Origin of the sequence: Paracoccus sp. SY (assembly GCF_002901215.1) — a bacterium.
GTDB lineage: Bacteria > Pseudomonadota > Alphaproteobacteria > Rhodobacterales > Rhodobacteraceae > Paracoccus > Paracoccus acridae.
The window spans coordinates 25,558-41,557 of sequence record NZ_NWMQ01000029.1; the positions used below are offsets into that span (position 1 = coordinate 25,558).

Sequence of the window (16,000 nt, forward strand, 5' to 3'; positions counted from 1 at the left end):
AAGCGAGGACGAAACCATGAAACTGATCCAATTGACCGCAGCTGCCTTGATTGTTTCTGCTGGAGCCGCTTTCGCGGATACCCACATCACGGACGGAACCGTCACCAAGATCGACACCAAATGGAACAAGGTGACGGTGGATCATGAGGAGCTGAAAAACCTCGATATGCCGGCCATGAAAATGGTGTTTCAGGTGGCAGAGCCGGAGATGCTTGAAAAGCTCAGCGAAGGCCAAAGCATCCAGTTTGCTGCCGATCGCGTGAACGGCAAGCTGACGATCACCGAAATCCTCGAATAATGACCTCTAACCTTATGGCAAACAAAATGAAAAATATCTTCGTGGCCGCTCTGACCGTGGCCAGCATCGTGGCAGGTTTCGCTCACGCGGAGGAAGCAAGTCACGGCACGAGAGGTTCTCAGTCAGATACAGGGGGGGAAAGGAGTGTTTCTGCAAATGATCCTGCGGAGAAACCAGAGCCCTTTGCGAGTTCGACGAGCCTGACAAACACAATTCCTGTTCCTGCAGGTCGGATCATGTCCAACACGGAATTAAACAGGGCAGGATTGAAGCCGGATGACGTGATCATGCACGTATCGGTTTTCTGAATATCAGCTTACCCTGACAACCCGTATCTAAGTTGGGAGAAGACCCATGACTTACGTTAAAACGCTTGCCGCATTGGCGATCGCTGTAACCACCGTCTCGAACCCCCTATTCGCACAGGAAGCTGAATTTAAGCTCCCAGAACAGTGCGCTGCATCCACTAGTTCGGACCAGATGCCCTCTAGCGGCATGCATGGTTCCTCAATGGCCTCCAGCGATCAGGCCGATGGGATGGGCTCCGGGATGATGGGCATGGGGGGCATGAAAATGGAAGACATGCCCGAGCATGTTCAGGACAACATGCGCAAGATGATGGCCACGATGCCGGCCATGCACCAGGGCATGATGAATGAAGATGCCGACGTGGCCTTTGCCTGTGGGATGATTGCTCATCACCAGGGCGCCATCGACATGGCCGAGGTTCTGCTTGAACACGGGAAAAATGAGCAGATGCGCGCGCTTGCAGAAGAAATCATCACGGCACAGGTTGGCGAAATTGAACTGATGACAACCTGGCTCAGCGAAAACGCCAAGTGATATTGCGCCGGCCGCGCGGTTCCGATCGCGCGGCCACACCGGCGTTTCTTGCTATTTTCCGTTCCTGCCAGGCGGGAACCACGCAAGGGTTTCGCCATGACATTGAGACCGGAACGCGCGCCCTAGACCAAGGAAAGACCGATATGGAACACCAGCACCATAGCGCAGCGGCAATTCCGGACGGTGCGCTGACCGCCATCGACCCTGTCTGCGGCATGACCGTCGCGGTCGGCCCCGAGACGCGCAAGGCCCAATTCGGCGGCAAGACGTTTCACTTCTGTTCGACGAAATGCGAAGCTTCCTTCAAGGAGGACCCCTGGTTCTATGCCAGTGGCCGCGCCCAGGGCCGCAAGGCCGCACAGCCCACCGGCACGACATGGACCTGCCCGATGCATCCGCAGATCGTCCGCGATGCCCCCGGAAACTGCCCGATCTGCGGCATGGCCCTGGAGCCAATGCTGCCGACCGGCGGCCCTAGCCCCGAACTGGCGGAATTCACCCGGCGGATGTGGATCAGCGCCGCTGCGGCCATTCCCCTGATCGTCCTCACCATGGGCGAACTGGTCAACCTTCCGGTCCGGGATTGGATTGGACATCGCCTGGCGTCCTATATCGAGTTCGCTCTGGCCACGCCGATCGTCCTATGGGCCGCCGCGCCGTTTTTCCGACGAGGCTGGGAGTCGATCAAGAACCGCTCGCCCAACATGTGGACACTGATCTCGCTCGGGGTCGGTGCGGCCTATCTGTATTCCATCGTCGCCACCTTCCTACCTGGGCTTTTCCCCGAAGAATACCGGATGGGCCACGGCGTCGGTACCTACTTCGAGGCCGCGGTCGTGATCGTGGCGCTGATTTTCGTGGGCCAGGTGCTGGAACTGCGGGCGCGCGAACGCACGGGCGATGCGATCCGGGCGCTTCTGGACTTGGCCCCGAAGACCGCGCGCCGGGTTCTGGACGACGAGACCGAATACGACGCCCCGCTGGAAAATGTCATGGAAGGAGACCGATTGCGCGTGCGGCCCGGCGACAGTGTGCCAGTGGATGCCACGGTGATCGACGGTCGGTCCTCCGTGGACGAAAGCATGATCACCGGTGAACCGGTTCCTGTCGAGAAAGGCCCCGACGATCCGGTCACGGGCGGCACGATCAACAAGAACGGCAGCCTTGTAATCGAGGCGCGGCGCGTGGGCGCCGATACCGTCCTGGCGCAGATCGTCGAGATGGTTTCAAACGCCCGGCGGTCGCGCGCCCCGATCCAAGGACTGGCCGACAGGGTGTCCTCGGTGTTCGTTCCAACGGTGGTGGCCATTGCCGTCCTGTCCTTCGTGGCTTGGCTGGTCTGGGGACCGGATCCAGCCCTGGTCTTTGCGGTCGCGGCCGCCGTGTCGGTGCTGATCATCGCCTGCCCTTGCGCGCTTGGTCTGGCCACACCGATCTCGATCACCACGGCGGCCGGTCGCGGGGCACAGGCGGGCGTCCTGATCAAGGATGCGGAAGCTCTGGAGCGTATGGCGGCGGTCGATACGTTGATCGTGGACAAGACCGGCACCCTGACCGAGGGGCGGCCAAAGCTCACCGATGTCATCAGCCTGGGTGACATGGGCGAAGAGGAACTGCTTGCCGTGGCTGCGGCCCTGGAGCGCGGGTCTGAACATCCGCTGGCCGAAGCCATTGTCGAGGGCGCGGCGTTGCGTGGAGTAAAGATGCAGTCTGCCGCTGATTTCGAGGCCATTACCGGCAAGGGGGTGCAGGGTACAGTCCAAGGGCGGACCGCGGCCTTGGGGAACGCGGCCATGATGGCGGTCCTCGGACTGGACTCTGCCTTGGCCGAGGCACGAGCCGACGCACTGCGCAGCGAAGGCAAGACCGCCATGTTCGTTGCCGTTGACGGCCGGCTTGCCGGGATTGTCGCCGTTGCCGACCCAATCAAGGCCTCGACCGCCGAGGCGATCCGGACCCTTCACCAGCTTGGGCTGCGTGTCATCATGGCCACGGGCGACAACCAGCGAACCGCCGAGGCCGTCGCCGCCAAGCTGGGCATCGATGAGGTGCGCGCCGGCGTCCTGCCCGAGGACAAGAAGAACCTCATCGATGCCTTGCGCAAGGATGGTGCTGTGGTGGCCATGGCAGGCGACGGCGTAAACGACGCCCCTGCCCTTGCCGCCGCCGATGTCGGCATCGCCATGGGCACCGGGGCGGATGTCGCGGTCGAAAGCGCTGGCTTGACGCTGCTCGGAGGGGATCTCATGGGCGTAGTCCGCGCCCGGCGCCTGGCCAAGGCCACGCTACGCAACATCAAGCAGAACCTGTTCTTCGCGTTCGTCTACAACGCCGCCGGTGTGCCAATCGCGGCGGGACTGCTTTATCCCCTGACCGGCATGCTGCTGTCGCCGATGATCGCAGCAGCGGCGATGAGCCTGTCGTCAGTCTCCGTCATCGCGAATGCCCTCCGGCTCAGGCGGGTCGCGCTCTGAGCCAGTCGTCCACCTTGGAAAGGACATGAAATGACCCTTGAGAACCTTTCACGCCGAACAATCCTGACTTCGGGCGCGGGGTTGCTCGCCCTATCCGCCCTTCCGGCAAGAGCGCGCGGCATCGACAATCAGATGCTTGTGGTGAAAGACCCCAACTGCGGGTGCTGCGCGGCCTGGATCGAGATTGTCGAAGCCGCAGGTTTCGCGGTCACGATTGAGCTCAGCGCCGGAACTGCGCTGATGCGTTACAAATCCGACAACGGCATCCCGGAGGCGATGGCTTCCTGCCATACGGCACGGATTGGGGGCTACATGCTCGAAGGCCATGTGCCGGTGGCCGACATCCGCCGCTTGCTGGAAGACCGGCCTGACGCCATCGGCCTAGCCGTTCCTGGGATGCCATACGGCTCACCCGGTATGGGACCCGAAAGCGAACGCGAGGCCTATGATGTTGTGCTTATTCGCAAGAACGGGACAAGCGAAGTCTTCACGCATTACCCCGCTGCATAGTTTTCTGAATCTTTTGAAGAATATACCTCAATGTCCAATTTTAGCCGCCGCCACCTTTCCCTGGGGATGATTGCCGCTCTTGCCGCATGCGGAAGGTCTGGATCGTCCAACCGCCCGGGTGACGTTCCTGAGTTCAAACATTACTTCGGCCCTCCTGTTACACAGGTGGTGGTCCAGAAGGCACAACGCAGAATGCACCTGCTCAGCGGAAAGACCGTCCTGAAGTCGTATGATGTTGGCCTGGGCATCCAGCCTGTCGGTCACAAACAGTTCGAGGGGGACGGGAAGACTCCCGAAGGGCTTTACTTTGTGGACCGCTTCAACCCGCGCAGCCGTTATCATCTGTCTGTGGGCATTTCCTACCCAAATGAGCGGGACAAGGCTTATGCCGCACAGTTCGGCCGCGATGCGGGCGGCGACATCATGTTCCACGGCCGTGGCCCAGAGGGCCGAAAGCTGGCGCCGAAAAATCGGGATTGGACAGTTGGCTGTATCGCATTCACCGATAAGGAGATCGAAGATGTCTACGCTATGCTGCAGCTCCGCACTCCTGTGATGATCTATGCATGACCAAAACAGCGAGATTAGCCCTCCCGGCCCCTGTTCCGTTATACAGGGCTGCGGCCGTACTATGCTCATGGCTTTCTGCGAATGCGCGTGACAGTTTTGCACCTGCAGCTCACGTCTCCTTGGTTCGCATCGTTGCCCCTGAGCGAAACGGCATTGGTACGAAGAAGCTTGGTGCTGTCAGTCAATAGCCTGCGGCAGGCCGCCGACCTTGAATCGCATTGGCGATAGCACAAGCGGATTTGATCTCAAAACTTCAGAATGGCGGGCTGAGCAGGTGCGTTGAAAGCATGGGTCGGAAGGACACTAGACAATAATAGGAGCGTAACAAATGTTGACAAGACGACACTTCATTTCCACAAGCATGGCGCTGTTCTCGGCAACTATCTCCGGTCCTTCGTTTGCGGCATCATGGCCGACTGAAGAACAAAAGGCTGCTTGGGACGCACAGATTACGCCTGCCGGTTACAATCCGGGCACGTCCAATCCGTGGGGTTTGCACCCACGTTTCTTACCCCAAAGGGTAAGGGCCAATGACGGCTTGGTACCGGGTGACATCCATGTGGATGCTGTGGCGAAGTATCTTTACCACATTGAGGCTGGGGGAACTGCGATGCGCTATGGCGTAGCCATCGGACGAGGGGATCTCTACGAACCAGGGGTTTATACGATTGAGCGAAAGGTCGAATGGCCTCATTGGACGCCAACGCAGAACATGATCAATCGGGAGCCGGAGATCTATGCGCAGTTCGAAGGGGGAATGGAGCCCGGTCCCGAAAATGCCCTCGGCTCACGAGCTCTCTACCTCTATGTCGGCCGCAAGGATACTTACTTACGCATCCACGGAACCCCCTTTCCCAGAAGCATCGGCACCAGCGCCAGTTCTGGCTGCGTGCGGATGGTGATGGCGCATATCAACGATCTCTATTCAAAGGTGGAAATCGGCTCCACTGCGTTTCTCTATTCGGTCGCGGAAAGTGTAACTGCGCGGAGCTAGGCCACACCTTTGCTGATTGCGGCTTGGCCATACACCCGACTAGCTTCAGGTTTGCGACTGCATGCAAATTGGACGGCCCTCGGTCGTGGTCAGCGGAAGAAGTGTTGTTTCCACCTGCCCATGATGCTCGTACCAATAGCAATTATCTTCTGGGAGAAGACGGGCCGATGCAACGTCCTGCCCCGGGGCAACCAGTGCGACGAGGTCTGCGGGAAGATTATCGGATCCGACCTCTGTCCTGGCTGTCATATCTGTACAACCGGCATTGATCAGGACCACTGCCAAGATGATGAGGAATTTGTTTTTCATTTACGTCTCCTTGTCTGGTTTGCCTTATTGGAGCCTTCCTTGCACTCGACAGCGCAGCGCACAAGCTCGACAGCTGTCAACAGCAGGGGTCGCAGCTGGAACGCACATGATCTTGATCTACGCGGCATTTCGTCTCCTTGGCCAAATGCCCGGGAGCGGGTACCATTTTGTAATTACTGAATAAGATTATCAGAAAGAACGAGGCAGTAAATGATTCCGAAAGATACAGGTAGCGACCGACGCCGTTTTCTAGGTGGCCTTCTGGCCACAGCGGCGGTTCTGCCAGGCGGCGCCCTTCTGGCGCAGGGTTCTGACCCTAATACTGGGCAGCCTCTCTATGGCGCGCGCCCATCCGGTGGTGCGCCCGATCTCAGTGCCTATCAGGTCGATCCAACTGCGGATCCCCGGCGCAATCAGTCGTCGTTTCGCGCGAGACACTGGAGCGAGTTTTACCCGAGTTTGGGTAAAGGAGTGATCCTTGCAGATGTGACTTCGCGTGCAGTGCATTACTGGTCGGGTGATGAATCAATCAACCTGGCTTTCCCGTGCTCTATCCCTGTCACTGAAGATCTAACCCGCCGGGGCAAAACTGAAATTGTCAGAAAAGCAAAAAATCCGCCTTGGACACCAACGCCTAGCATGCGGGAAAAGGATCCCAATCTGCCGCAGCGAGTAGAAGGCGGAGATCCAAGCAATCCTTTAGGACCGTATGGTCTTTACCTATCATGGCCAGCCTACTTGATTCATGGCACTCATGACACGCGGAAAATCGGTCGGAAATCCTCCAATGGCTGCTACGGCCTGTATAATGAACATATTACTCGGCTCTACGAGGTGGCAGAAGTCGGAACGCAGGTGACGGTGTTCTAGAAGCCTCCTTGCACAGCCGCCACAGCTCGTGTTGGGAATGTGAAAACGCATGATCTCTCTTGAGCTTGCCGGTGTCTGACAAGATGGGAACTGCCCGCACGGAGGTTCAGGGCGGCGTTCCAACAACAGCTTTCAAGGTTGATCTTTGCGCAAATGGGCACAATTTGACACGCATGAGACGAAGCTATCTGCCTGCCATCCCAAAATGGGCGATATGCCTGCTTGTCGTCGGCTTTGCTACCGGAGGCGGTTGGGTGGTGTGGGGTTATGGCAAGACAGTCGATCTGCAACGGGGGGCTCAACTTTATTCCGAACACTGTGCAGTATGCCACGGTGCCCAGCTCGAAGGGCAGCCCGACTGGCAGATTGCGGATGAAAACGGCATTCTTCCTGCCCCGCCGCACGACAGGTATGGCCATACCTGGCATCACGACGACGCTATGCTGGAAGATTATATCCGCCGGGGAGGTCAGGCAGTCATAGATGACATGGGGGTGAGCATGACATCCGGCATGCCTGCTTTTGGCTCGATCCTGAGCGATGACGACATTGGCACCATACTTGCGTTCATCAAGTCAACTTGGCCCAGGCGAATTCAGGCTATTCAAGCCAGTAAAAATGATGGCTAGGCGACGCGGGACTCAGAATAGTTATTTTCTGCGGATCATAGAATGCTTTCGCATCACAACCTGTTCCGGTGTCGACTTCAACGCCATGGGCAGCTCAGCGATGACGTGCCCGTTGGTCCCGGAAAACCGCTCGGGGCGCAGGCGCTTTGCCTCTGCCGTGACGGGAAGGGTTTCCTATTGCCCCGTCCATGGCGGGCTTGAGCCTTGGACGATTAGGCGACCGGTGCATAACGGCGGCATGGAGGTGCTGAACGACTGTGCTATCCGGATCGACGAGCGGGTCCTGCCCGGAGTTCAGGTGGCTGTGACATGACGATCCGGCGACGTGATGTATTCGTTTTTGGGGGCATTGTCGCTGCAATCTATGGATTGCGTGCGCTTCCCTGGGAGCAGTTGACAGGCCGCGGCCTTGCTTATGTCGAGATCGAAGACGTGCCGCCCTTCCGGCGCCTGAAGTCCGAGGGGCAAACGTCCTCCGCATCCATTGCGCTGATTGGCCTTGACGGACCCTCGGATGATGCTGAGGCGCGCCATGCGCGGATGGAGGCCATGCGCGCAGACCCCTGCCCCGCCCTCTTTGGCACCGACCTTCCGAGCGGTGTCGTTCCGATTGCTTATTTCAGCGAGTTTCGCTGCCCCTTCTGCCGTGCGCTTGAACAGGATCTGGATGACTTACTGGCTGATGACCGCGCCGCCTATCGACTGGTGCAGCATGAGCTTCCAATTTTTGGGCCGGCATCTGAACTTGCCGCCCGCGCTTCGGTCGCGGCCGCACGGCAAGGCAAGCAGCAGGACCTACGGCGCCGCTTCATGCGAACGCCGCTCGTCGCCAACCAGTCTTCGATATTGCGTGTGGCGTCTGACCTTGGCCTGGATGTCGAACAGCTTGCGACGGATATGGCCTCACCCGAGGTTCAGGCCGAACTTGATCAAACGCGTGCTTTGGCCGATCTCTTCGGCTTTCTCGGCACACCTGGCCTTGTGATTGGTCGGACCGTCTTGAATGGTGCAATCCCTCTTTCGGTGCTACGTCAGATTGCGAAGGACGAGAAAATCCTACCGCTCCCATGTTGATAGGACAAAAACACCCGCTCTTTTGTTGATTAGGTGTTCCCTTCTCGCCCGGTCTATCGTGTCCAATACCAAGGTGAGCGTCGTTCCTGTACTATTCGGGTTTTCCAGTCGTCAGCTTGCTCCGCACCTGTAAAAGCCGCGGTAGCCGACCTCGAACCCCTGATCGAGCCGGAAGACGAGTTCGGCATTCTGGCGCCAGTCCGCCTCGTTGCCGAGCGACAGCACCGAGATGGTTGTGCCCGGTGCCGAGAATTCTACAGCGCCGGACTGCGGGTCGCCGTTTGCTTCCAGACTGACAAGCACGCCGTTCAGCTTCATGGCCGCCCCGCTGCCGTCCTCGGCAGCCCATAGGACGGGATCGGCTTCCGGACTGCGGTTGAAGGTGCAGCGGTCAGCGGCTGTAAGCACCCGGTCGGCTTCGGCTTCCGGCATGGGCGCAAGATCAAGGGTGGAGATCAGCGTGTTGGCCAGCGCATCCTCCACGGTGCCCGGCTCGGCCGGCGGGTCGCGGTAGATGTTCTCCACGGTGTTGCCCTCTGACACTTCCCCGATGAGGTACCGCATCTCCGCGATTTCGCGCCGCTGCGCCTCGATGATCTCATCGGCAAGCTTGCGGACGCGCGGATCGCGGATCTGCGCGCGCTCCGACGTCATGATGGCGATCGAATGGTGCGGGATCATTGCACGCATGTAGCTTGTGCCCAACACGGTGACCTGGCTGCGAACGAGCCAGAGGGAAAGCGCAAAGACAATCACCGATCCGGCGAAGATCGCGATGTTGAGCGCCCTGTTGGAATACATCCCCAGCATGTAGGCCAGCATGATGATCGCCATCGCGGCACCCATCATAATCGCCATGTAGGTGCGCGTTTCCGAAAAGAAGACGTGCTCCCAAGCGTATGTGTTCAGATACATCAGGATGAACATCACCACCGTCGAGGTGAGGATCATCAGGCCGAAGCGAATATAGGACAAGTTCGTCTCCTGCTTGTTGAAGTCAATGGTGTCCGGAGCCGGCAGCTTCGTCGGCGGACGTCTGGTTGCCGGTTAGCGACTGGTAGTCCTGCGCCGACAGGCCGGGGAGCATGCTGACGATGGCTGCGATGCCGGCGATCTCCTGCAGGGTGTGATGAGGTCCAAAGGCCGGCATCCCGGACATCTTGATGCCGTTCGTCACGATCCAGTGGATTTCTTCGGTGCTCCACTCGGTTGCCGCCTCGACCAAATGCGGCGGCTCGGGCCGCATTCCCTGAGACCAGACCGCAGGCTCCTGGCCGAGATCCCCATGGCAGTGCGCACAGCTTTCTGCATAGTGGCTTGCACCTTGAGAAAGGAGATCCTCCGAAACTTCCTCGGGCAGCACCACGGCCTCAGCCCGCTGGGCCACCGAGCGGTGAAGCGTCGTCTCAAAGCTCCATCGGACTGCATCCTGATGAGGATCTGTGGCCGCCACGTTGTAGGTGCCCGTGTAAACGACGATCAGCCAGACAATAATGGCCAGCAGTATCGTCCCGATGATCCCGCTGATCAGGCCGATAACGAGCGGCTTCTTCATGTGCGTCCTCCTCGTGCATGCTCTGCTGGTCATGAGGGCGACGAGTGGCTTCGAGAGGTACCCTTGGGGGGTATGGTTGTGCCCCCCCAACCAAAAGCTGTGGCCATTGTTCCGTCGGAACTTCTCCCAAATTCCTGAGGTTCAGGGTGAGAGCAGCAAGGATGGCGAGAGAATGAAGGATCGGAAGCAGGCAGCCCTCAACCGGCTCGCTCGTCTTGAAGGCCAGGTTCGCGGCATAGCCCGCATGATTGAAGAAGACCGCTACTGCATCGACATCTTGAACCAGGCAATGGCGGTCCGATCAGCGCTCTCGCAAGTGGAACTGCTGATCCTTCAGGACCATGCAGACGGCTGTGTAGACGAAGCCATCATGTCTCAAGACACGGAAGTGCAGCGGCAGAAGTTCCGAGAGCTTGTCGAGGTTTTCGGAAAGGTTTGTCGGTAAGAGTAGCTACGCGGCCGCGCTAATAGCTGGGAACAATACCCCCCACCTGTATGTTGGGAGGGTCCTGCCACCCGCAAGGAGAAAGACCATGCATGTTCGAGACATGATCAGTACCCATCCTGACGTTCAGGGGAACACGGCGGAAAACCTGCTGAAATGCATCGAGGAATGCTACAGCTGCGCCCAGACCTGCATAGCCTGCGCCGACGCCTGCCTTGCCGAGCCGATGGTCGATCAGCTTCGCCAGTGCATTCGACTGAACCTTGACTGTGCCGATATCTGCGCCGCAACCGGCGCCATGGCCTCGCGCCGCACGGGCTCGAATGTGGAGGTTCTTCGGGCAGCCATCCAAGCCTGCGCGCTGGCTTGTCAGAAATGTGCTCAGGAGTGCGAACAGCACGCGGAAATGCACGAGCACTGCCGCATCTGTGCCAAGTCCTGCAATCGCTGCGCCGAGTCCTGCCAGGCCGCACTAAACGAAGTGCAGTAAGTCTTACGAAAGCGGGCTGACCTTTTTCAGCCTGCTCTCCCAAGCTTAAGAAGATCGCCCTTCTGGTAAAGCGTGATCCTCATGATCGGCAAGCGAGAAGCGGTGGTTCAACGAGTCCCGCCGACACCGGAAGAATGGGCGCGTCAACTGGTAGAGGTGTTGGTCTGTCCGAAAGAGGATTTCTCAGGGGAAATTCCATCCGCTCTCCAGGTTTCGCCGTTGCGACACCGCCAAGCCTTTCTGCAACCCAGAAAACAGTCTTGCGCTCATCCTGAAATAGGGTATCCCCCTATTGTATGAGTCATACAGCAAAGCATAAAGCCAAACTCCTGGCTCGCGTCCGCCGCCTCAAAGGGCAAATTGAGGCTGTCGAGCGATCCCTGGAGGCTGATGCGCCCTGTGGCGAGGTCCTGAACCTGGTTGCTTCCATCCGCGGTGCGGTCGGCGGCCTGACGGCGGAGCTGATCGAGGACCATATTCGCGAACATGTCTCGAACCCGGACCGGGACGAGGATGCCGTGCGCGGAGAGGCCGCAGGCGAATTGATCGACATCATCAGGACCTATCTCAAATGAACATCCATCCATCGCGCCTGGACAGTCCGCACGAGCATGTCTACCTCGGCGACAATCACGAGCGGAACGAACGCCGGACCTGGCTGGTCATTGCCATCACGGCCGCGATGATGGTGGTCGAGATTACCGCCGGCAGCATCTTTGGCTCGATGGCGCTGATTGCCGACGGCTGGCACATGTCGACCCATGCCGGAGCGATGCTGATTGCCGCGCTCGCTTACCGCTATGCTCGGCGCAACGCCCGCAATGCCCGCTTCACCTTCGGCACGGGCAAGATGGGGGATCTGGCGGGGTTCGCGAGTGCGGTCGTGCTGGCGCTGATCGCCCTGCTGATCGGCTGGGAAAGCCTGATGCGGTTCTACAGCCCGATTGCCATCAGCTTCCAGCAGGCCATTGCCGTGGCGGTGATTGGGTTGTTCGTTAATCTTCTTTGCGCTTGGCTGCTGCGCGATGATCACGGCCATCACCATCATGGCCACGGGCACCATCATGGACATGGGCATCATGAGCATGGGCATGGCCATCACCATGGTCACGCGACCGACAACAATCTGCGTGCCGCCTATCTGCACGTCTTGGCCGATGCTTTGACCTCTGTGCTGGCGATCGCGGCACTGACACTTGGCAGCATGTATGGATGGAACTGGCTGGACCCCATGATGGGCATTGTCGGCGCGGCAGTGATCGCACGCTGGTCCTGGGGGCTGATCCGCGACACAGGCCGGGTCCTGCTTGACTACGTGCCGGAGGAAGAGGATTTACCAGAAGAAATCCGCTCGGCATTGGAAACAGGCTCGGATCAGGTGACCGATCTGCATGTCTGGCAACTTGGCCCGGGTCACCAAGGCGCAATCGTCGCAATCCGGTCTAGTGAGCCGTTGGAGCCCGCTGCTTATCGCGCCAAGCTCTCGCATATCCACGACCTCTCACATCTGACGATCGAAGTCGAGCGAGCCGCCTGAGTGGGGAAGAACGATAGAAGGGGCTGCCTGTGACCCTGCCAACCAGAGATGCGCAGGGACGCATGGTCTGGGTCACGCGCACCCGGCTAAAGATCGACCGCATTGCCTGTCCCTGGCTCATCCGCCGCCTTGTCGATCTGCGGGCGGTGATCCTGTTCGTTGCCCCTCCAAGGTGGAGGGCATGGCGGAGCGTTACAACGGGATCCCTTTCGACATTGGGGGGTCTTCAGTCAATGCGTCAAGCTGTGCAGCTTCGACGTGATGTCGATGGAGTTCGGCCTCCCCATCGACGACCTGCATCGGCAGTGGTCGGCCCGGCGCGCCTGATGGGGGATCATGATTGATCTTGCCGTTTATGGTGGCCTGTTTGTGGCAGCCTTCACCGCAGCAACATTGCTCCCCGCGCAATCCGAAATCCTGGTAGTTGGCCTTCTGCTGACCGACCACCCGCCATGGCTGGTGTTGACCGTTGCGAGCGTCGGCAATGTGCTGGGCTCTATAGTCAACTGGTTTCTTGGACGAGGGATCGAACGGTTGCGATCCCGACGCTGGTTTCCGGTGAGCCCGGCCTCTTTGACACGAGCAGAGGGCTGGTATCGCCACTACGGCAGATGGTCGCTACTGCTGGCTTGGATGCCGATTATCGGCGACCCGCTAACGATCGTTGCAGGAGTGCTGCGCGAGCCCTTCTTGGCGTTCCTGCTCCTCGTCAGCGTGGCAAAGATTGGGCGCTACCTTGTTCTGTCGGCAGCAACATTGGGGTTTGCCTGACCGGGGTTCAATTGAACCGCAGGCACTGCCCAACGTCAGAAAGGTGACCGGGTACGCTTTATCCAGGCAGACTTGAGTGGCGGCTAAGGCCCAACTCGGGACAGGGCGAACTCCCACCAGTGCATAGACTAGCCATCACACGGCAAACGCATTCCGCCTGTCAAACGAACTGAAGATTTGACCCCTTTGGCGAAATGAAGAATTGACCCCCTTTCATGAATAGTTGGCCTTGTCGGTTTCAAACGCAGGCCCGGCCTTCTGCAGGAGACCAGACCTGCGCTTTTCGCGAAGTCGGTAGCTGTCACCGCGGATGGTGATCACCGTTGAATGATGCAGCAGCCTGTCAAGGATTGCCGTTGCAACCACAGGGTCGCCAAACACACTGCCCCACTCGCCGACGGAACGGTTCGACGTGATCAGGATCGAGCCTTTCTCGTAACGGCGCGATACCAGTTGGAAGAACAGATGGGCGGCGTTGGCCTCGAAGGGCAGATAGCCCAACTCGTCAATGATCAGGAGCTTGGGCCGGCTGAGTTGCGTCAGCTGCTTTTCAAGAAGGCCGTCGTCATGACCCTTGGCCAACATTGCCACGAGGGTGGCCGCAGTCACAAACTGCACCGAATGGTTCTGCCGGATTGCTTCTCGTCCCAGGGCGACCGCCAGATGCGTTTTCCCGGTCCCCGGTGGCCCCAGAAGCAGTGTCGTGTCGCCATGCGCGATCCACCGGCAAGTTGCGAGTTCGCGGATCTGTCCCGGATCCAAGGAAGGCTGCGCTTCAAACTCAAAGCCCGCGAGTTCACGCACGAACGGAAACTGGGCGAGCTTGCTTGCCATGGAGATGCGCCGCTCGTCGCGCCGGGCGATCTCGCGCTGAACCAGAAAGGCCAGGGCCTCACGCAAGGTCATGTCAGACCGTGCAGCTTCATCCAGCAGGGTATCAAGCTGGTCCCGGATTGCCGTGAGCTTGAGCCGGTCGAGCATTGCCACCAGCGTTTCGTGATCGACCGCTGTCATCACCAGCCTCCTCCGACAACCGCTTCATATTCGGCAAGCGGGCGCAGCAAGGCAGGTGTCTGGACACTCGGCGCTTCCTCCTGGATTGGCCCGCCACCAATCAGCCCGATCAGATGCGCCTTGTCGGTGATCCGCTGGTGGCGGCTCTCGCAGACCGGATGATCGGCCACCACATCGCCGGCGTGGCGCACGATCACACGGCCCGCAAGGACCATGACCTGCACGGTCTCGCCAACCAGGCGCCAGGGCACCGAGTAGCTGTTGGTATCAAGGTCGATTGCGCAGTCGGGACGAACCTTGCGGATCAGGTCGCGCAACTGACCGAACGGAGCACGGCCGCCCAAGGGGCGAAGCGCACCGGCCTCATCGGCAAACCGCACGATCGGCAATTCGCCGGTTGTGCCATGCACACGCTGATCGGCAACCTCTCGATTCCACCGGTCGAGATGGGCAACAAACGCGCCCCAGGACGGGAAGCGCCGGCCGGCGATCGCATTGTGCTTCACATAACCAACGCCACGTTCATCCTTACCCTTTGTGCGGGCTCGATAGGGAGCGCAGGCCTTCGGCTTGAAGCCCCAGTAGCGGGCAAAAGCGTGAAGCCGGCCGTTGAACCGGACCTCGCGTGTCGCCGCGTCATGGTGCTCAACCAAGGCCTTGGCGTTGTCAAACAGGATCTGGGTCGGCACACCTCCAAAGCGCAGAAAGGTCTCCTCCATACCCTCGAACCAGTCCATCTGCCGCTCGCGGAGCGACGGACGGATATGCATTCGGCGCGAGTAGCCGAGGGTGCCGACAAACAAATGCACGCGGAGCCGCTCCTCAGCAATCCACAAGCGCTGTGATTAACCCCTCTTGCATTGCTACTGCTGATGATCTTCGCGGCCTGGACCAAAGCTCAGACGCTTGTCTACGTTCCCCTGAGGAGCATGAGTCTATTCCGCAGCACTGGTAGACTGCATATGATGGAACATCTTGCTAGCCGACGTCCCGCATAAGCGCGCGAATGGGAGTTGGAGCGGGCCGCACGGCGAGAGCATTAAGGGCACGATTTACGTGGTTTTAGATCAGTTCCTCACGGCAACGCTGCTTTGCTTCCGGCCGAATTGGCAGAAAAACAGCAAGATGGCCCCGGCCGTGATCCATACATCTGCAAGATTGAACACAAAGGGGTGCCATGCCCCAAAGTGCAGATCGAGATAGTCGGTCACTGTTCCATACACTGCACGGTCAATGACATTGGCAAGCGCCCCTGCCACGACGAAAGAGCCGGCGATGCGCTCTAAGCCTTCCGATCTAAAAGCCCAGAGCGCGAAAGCCGCTGTCAGCGCGGCCGTAGCGAGCAGCACTGTGAGTCGCGCAGCTTCACCCTCGAACGAAAGCAGGCTGAACGAAACCCCATGGTTGAAGGTCAGACGCAGCGCGACAAAGGGCAGAAATTCGGTCGCTGCGCCATAGGGTTCGAGGGAGGCGCGCGCCCATAGCTTTGCTGCAAGATCAAGCGCGGCTCCAAAGGCAATGATGAGTATAGGCCAAACCATTTTCATGCACGGCCCGCCTGTTTGAGGTCAGAGCGCGCATCCCGGATGATCGCCCACGCCGATTGCAGGAACAGGC

The 16,000-nt window shown here is 59.3% G+C and carries 21 protein-coding genes and 1 pseudogene; 16 read left to right on the forward strand and 6 right to left on the reverse strand.

All coding sequences use genetic code 11. The annotated features are described in order from the left end of the window. Nucleotides 1-16 precede the first annotated feature (16 nt). The 7 genes from CK944_RS24295 to CK944_RS16590 all read left to right on the forward strand — a co-directional run bounded on the left by CK944_RS24295 (nt 17) and on the right by CK944_RS16590 (nt 5,689). A complete protein-coding gene (locus CK944_RS24295) occupies nt 17-298 on the forward strand; it encodes a copper-binding protein (protein ID WP_103174183.1) in 282 nt (93 codons plus the stop codon). A gap of 26 nt (nt 299-324) precedes the next feature. After that, nucleotides 325-606, forward strand: coding sequence for a hypothetical protein (locus CK944_RS22950; RefSeq protein WP_146038687.1), 282 nt, complete (start codon nt 325-327; stop codon nt 604-606). Between the two features lie 46 nt (nt 607-652). Then, nucleotides 653-1,141 carry a DUF305 domain-containing protein gene (locus tag CK944_RS16570; RefSeq protein ID WP_103174184.1) on the forward strand — a complete coding sequence of 163 codons (489 nt, stop codon included), beginning with the start codon at nt 653-655 and terminating at the stop codon, nt 1,139-1,141. Nucleotides 1,142-1,284: 143 nt separating this feature from the next. After that, nucleotides 1,285-3,615, forward strand: coding sequence for a heavy metal translocating P-type ATPase (locus tag CK944_RS16575; RefSeq protein WP_103174185.1), 2,331 nt, complete (start codon nt 1,285-1,287; stop codon nt 3,613-3,615). Nucleotides 3,616-3,645: 30 nt separating this feature from the next. After that, nucleotides 3,646-4,125 (forward strand): DUF411 domain-containing protein, encoded by a 480-nt coding sequence (locus tag CK944_RS16580; RefSeq protein ID WP_103174186.1) that lies wholly within the window; start codon nt 3,646-3,648, stop codon nt 4,123-4,125. Between the two features lie 30 nt (nt 4,126-4,155). After that, nucleotides 4,156-4,695, forward strand: coding sequence for a murein L,D-transpeptidase family protein (locus CK944_RS16585; RefSeq protein WP_103174187.1), 540 nt, complete (start codon nt 4,156-4,158; stop codon nt 4,693-4,695). 328 nt (nt 4,696-5,023) lie between these two features. Continuing rightward, nucleotides 5,024-5,689, forward strand: coding sequence for a L,D-transpeptidase (locus CK944_RS16590; RefSeq protein ID WP_103174188.1), 666 nt, complete (start codon nt 5,024-5,026; stop codon nt 5,687-5,689). 45 nt (nt 5,690-5,734) lie between these two features. Here the strand turns inward: CK944_RS16590 and CK944_RS16595 are convergent, their stop codons facing one another. Beyond that, a complete protein-coding gene (locus CK944_RS16595; protein WP_103174189.1) occupies nt 5,735-5,998 on the reverse strand; it encodes a hypothetical protein in 264 nt (87 codons plus the stop codon). 210 nt (nt 5,999-6,208) lie between these two features. Here CK944_RS16595 and CK944_RS16600 point away from each other — a divergent pair, with 210 nt between their 5' ends. From CK944_RS16600 to CK944_RS16610, 3 genes are all read left to right on the forward strand, one after another. Next, nucleotides 6,209-6,868 carry a L,D-transpeptidase gene (locus CK944_RS16600; protein ID WP_103174190.1) on the forward strand — a complete coding sequence of 220 codons (660 nt, stop codon included), beginning with the start codon at nt 6,209-6,211 and terminating at the stop codon, nt 6,866-6,868. A gap of 71 nt (nt 6,869-6,939) precedes the next feature. Beyond that, nucleotides 6,940-7,497 carry a cytochrome c gene (locus tag CK944_RS16605; protein WP_239986119.1) on the forward strand — a complete coding sequence of 186 codons (558 nt, stop codon included), beginning with the start codon at nt 6,940-6,942 and terminating at the stop codon, nt 7,495-7,497. A 309-nt stretch (nt 7,498-7,806) separates the two neighbouring features. Then, nucleotides 7,807-8,571, forward strand: coding sequence for a DsbA family protein (locus CK944_RS16610; RefSeq protein WP_103174192.1), 765 nt, complete (start codon nt 7,807-7,809; stop codon nt 8,569-8,571). 111 nt (nt 8,572-8,682) lie between these two features. Here the strand turns inward: CK944_RS16610 and CK944_RS16615 are convergent, their stop codons facing one another. Then, nucleotides 8,683-9,546 (reverse strand): DUF305 domain-containing protein, encoded by an 864-nt coding sequence (locus CK944_RS16615; RefSeq protein ID WP_103174193.1) that lies wholly within the window; start codon nt 9,544-9,546, stop codon nt 8,683-8,685. Between the two features lie 22 nt (nt 9,547-9,568). Continuing rightward, nucleotides 9,569-10,126, reverse strand: a complete 558-nt coding sequence (locus CK944_RS16620) for a cytochrome c (RefSeq protein ID WP_158248033.1) — start codon at nt 10,124-10,126, stop codon at nt 9,569-9,571. Between the two features lie 172 nt (nt 10,127-10,298). Here CK944_RS16620 and CK944_RS16625 point away from each other — a divergent pair, with 172 nt between their 5' ends. The 6 genes from CK944_RS16625 to CK944_RS16650 all read left to right on the forward strand — a co-directional run bounded on the left by CK944_RS16625 (nt 10,299) and on the right by CK944_RS16650 (nt 13,369). Then, nucleotides 10,299-10,571 carry a metal-sensitive transcriptional regulator gene (locus CK944_RS16625; protein WP_103174205.1) on the forward strand — a complete coding sequence of 91 codons (273 nt, stop codon included), beginning with the start codon at nt 10,299-10,301 and terminating at the stop codon, nt 10,569-10,571. 103 nt (nt 10,572-10,674) lie between these two features. Further along, a complete protein-coding gene (locus CK944_RS16630) occupies nt 10,675-11,061 on the forward strand; it encodes a four-helix bundle copper-binding protein (protein WP_205049079.1) in 387 nt (128 codons plus the stop codon). A 296-nt stretch (nt 11,062-11,357) separates the two neighbouring features. Then, nucleotides 11,358-11,636 carry a metal/formaldehyde-sensitive transcriptional repressor gene (locus tag CK944_RS16635; RefSeq protein ID WP_103174196.1) on the forward strand — a complete coding sequence of 93 codons (279 nt, stop codon included), beginning with the start codon at nt 11,358-11,360 and terminating at the stop codon, nt 11,634-11,636. Beyond that, on the forward strand, nt 11,633-12,598 hold the full coding sequence (gene dmeF / locus CK944_RS16640; RefSeq protein WP_103174197.1) for a CDF family Co(II)/Ni(II) efflux transporter DmeF: 966 nt from the start codon (nt 11,633-11,635) through the stop codon (nt 12,596-12,598). The genes CK944_RS16635 and dmeF overlap by 4 nt, the downstream gene beginning before the upstream one ends. Before the next feature lie 62 nt (nt 12,599-12,660). After that, nucleotides 12,661-12,942: a chromate resistance protein ChrB domain-containing protein gene (locus CK944_RS16645; protein WP_239986120.1), complete on the forward strand. Its 282-nt coding sequence runs from the start codon at nt 12,661-12,663 to the stop codon at nt 12,940-12,942. Next, on the forward strand, nt 12,935-13,369 hold the full coding sequence (locus CK944_RS16650) for a YqaA family protein (protein WP_103174198.1): 435 nt from the start codon (nt 12,935-12,937) through the stop codon (nt 13,367-13,369). Before CK944_RS16645 ends, CK944_RS16650 begins: the two co-directional genes overlap by 8 nt. 213 nt (nt 13,370-13,582) lie before the next feature. On the opposite strand, the gene istB is transcribed toward CK944_RS16650, so the two are convergent. From istB to lspA, 3 genes and pseudogenes are all read right to left on the reverse strand, one after another. After that, on the reverse strand, nt 13,583-14,383 hold the full coding sequence (gene istB / locus CK944_RS16655; RefSeq protein ID WP_103174199.1) for an IS21-like element helper ATPase IstB: 801 nt from the start codon (nt 14,381-14,383) through the stop codon (nt 13,583-13,585). Next, a pseudogene (gene istA / locus CK944_RS16660) lies at nt 14,383-15,222 on the reverse strand (IS21 family transposase); the annotation flags it as partial. The gene istB and the pseudogene istA, both read right to left, overlap by 1 nt. Nucleotides 15,223-15,450: 228 nt before the next feature. Further along, nucleotides 15,451-15,930 carry a signal peptidase II gene (gene lspA / locus CK944_RS16665; RefSeq protein WP_103174200.1) on the reverse strand — a complete coding sequence of 160 codons (480 nt, stop codon included), beginning with the start codon at nt 15,928-15,930 and terminating at the stop codon, nt 15,451-15,453. Nucleotides 15,931-16,000: the final 70 nt, after the last annotated feature.

What these genes read in the sequence shown, in the direction of transcription:
- CK944_RS22950 (WP_146038687.1), top strand. Translation starts at nt 325, where the DNA reads ATGAAAAATATCTTCGTGGCCGCTCTGACCGTGGCCAGCATCGTGGCA.
- CK944_RS16620 (WP_158248033.1), bottom strand. Translation starts at nt 10,126, where the DNA reads ATGAAGAAGCCGCTCGTTATCGGCCTGATCAGCGGGATCATCGGGACG.
- CK944_RS16635 (WP_103174196.1), top strand. Translation starts at nt 11,358, where the DNA reads ATGAGTCATACAGCAAAGCATAAAGCCAAACTCCTGGCTCGCGTCCGC.
- CK944_RS16645 (WP_239986120.1), top strand. Translation starts at nt 12,661, where the DNA reads ATGGTCTGGGTCACGCGCACCCGGCTAAAGATCGACCGCATTGCCTGT.
- CK944_RS16610 (WP_103174192.1), top strand. Translation starts at nt 7,807, where the DNA reads ATGACGATCCGGCGACGTGATGTATTCGTTTTTGGGGGCATTGTCGCT.
- CK944_RS16630 (WP_205049079.1), top strand. Translation starts at nt 10,675, where the DNA reads ATGATCAGTACCCATCCTGACGTTCAGGGGAACACGGCGGAAAACCTG.
- dmeF (WP_103174197.1), top strand. Translation starts at nt 11,633, where the DNA reads ATGAACATCCATCCATCGCGCCTGGACAGTCCGCACGAGCATGTCTAC.
- CK944_RS16580 (WP_103174186.1), top strand. Translation starts at nt 3,646, where the DNA reads ATGACCCTTGAGAACCTTTCACGCCGAACAATCCTGACTTCGGGCGCG.
- CK944_RS16585 (WP_103174187.1), top strand. Translation starts at nt 4,156, where the DNA reads ATGTCCAATTTTAGCCGCCGCCACCTTTCCCTGGGGATGATTGCCGCT.
- CK944_RS16625 (WP_103174205.1), top strand. Translation starts at nt 10,299, where the DNA reads ATGAAGGATCGGAAGCAGGCAGCCCTCAACCGGCTCGCTCGTCTTGAA.
- lspA (WP_103174200.1), bottom strand. Translation starts at nt 15,930, where the DNA reads ATGAAAATGGTTTGGCCTATACTCATCATTGCCTTTGGAGCCGCGCTT.
- CK944_RS16590 (WP_103174188.1), top strand. Translation starts at nt 5,024, where the DNA reads ATGTTGACAAGACGACACTTCATTTCCACAAGCATGGCGCTGTTCTCG.
- CK944_RS16595 (WP_103174189.1), bottom strand. Translation starts at nt 5,998, where the DNA reads ATGAAAAACAAATTCCTCATCATCTTGGCAGTGGTCCTGATCAATGCC.
- CK944_RS16600 (WP_103174190.1), top strand. Translation starts at nt 6,209, where the DNA reads ATGATTCCGAAAGATACAGGTAGCGACCGACGCCGTTTTCTAGGTGGC.
- istB (WP_103174199.1), bottom strand. Translation starts at nt 14,383, where the DNA reads ATGACAGCGGTCGATCACGAAACGCTGGTGGCAATGCTCGACCGGCTC.
- CK944_RS24295 (WP_103174183.1), top strand. Translation starts at nt 17, where the DNA reads ATGAAACTGATCCAATTGACCGCAGCTGCCTTGATTGTTTCTGCTGGA.
- CK944_RS16570 (WP_103174184.1), top strand. Translation starts at nt 653, where the DNA reads ATGACTTACGTTAAAACGCTTGCCGCATTGGCGATCGCTGTAACCACC.
- CK944_RS16650 (WP_103174198.1), top strand. Translation starts at nt 12,935, where the DNA reads ATGATTGATCTTGCCGTTTATGGTGGCCTGTTTGTGGCAGCCTTCACC.
- CK944_RS16575 (WP_103174185.1), top strand. Translation starts at nt 1,285, where the DNA reads ATGGAACACCAGCACCATAGCGCAGCGGCAATTCCGGACGGTGCGCTG.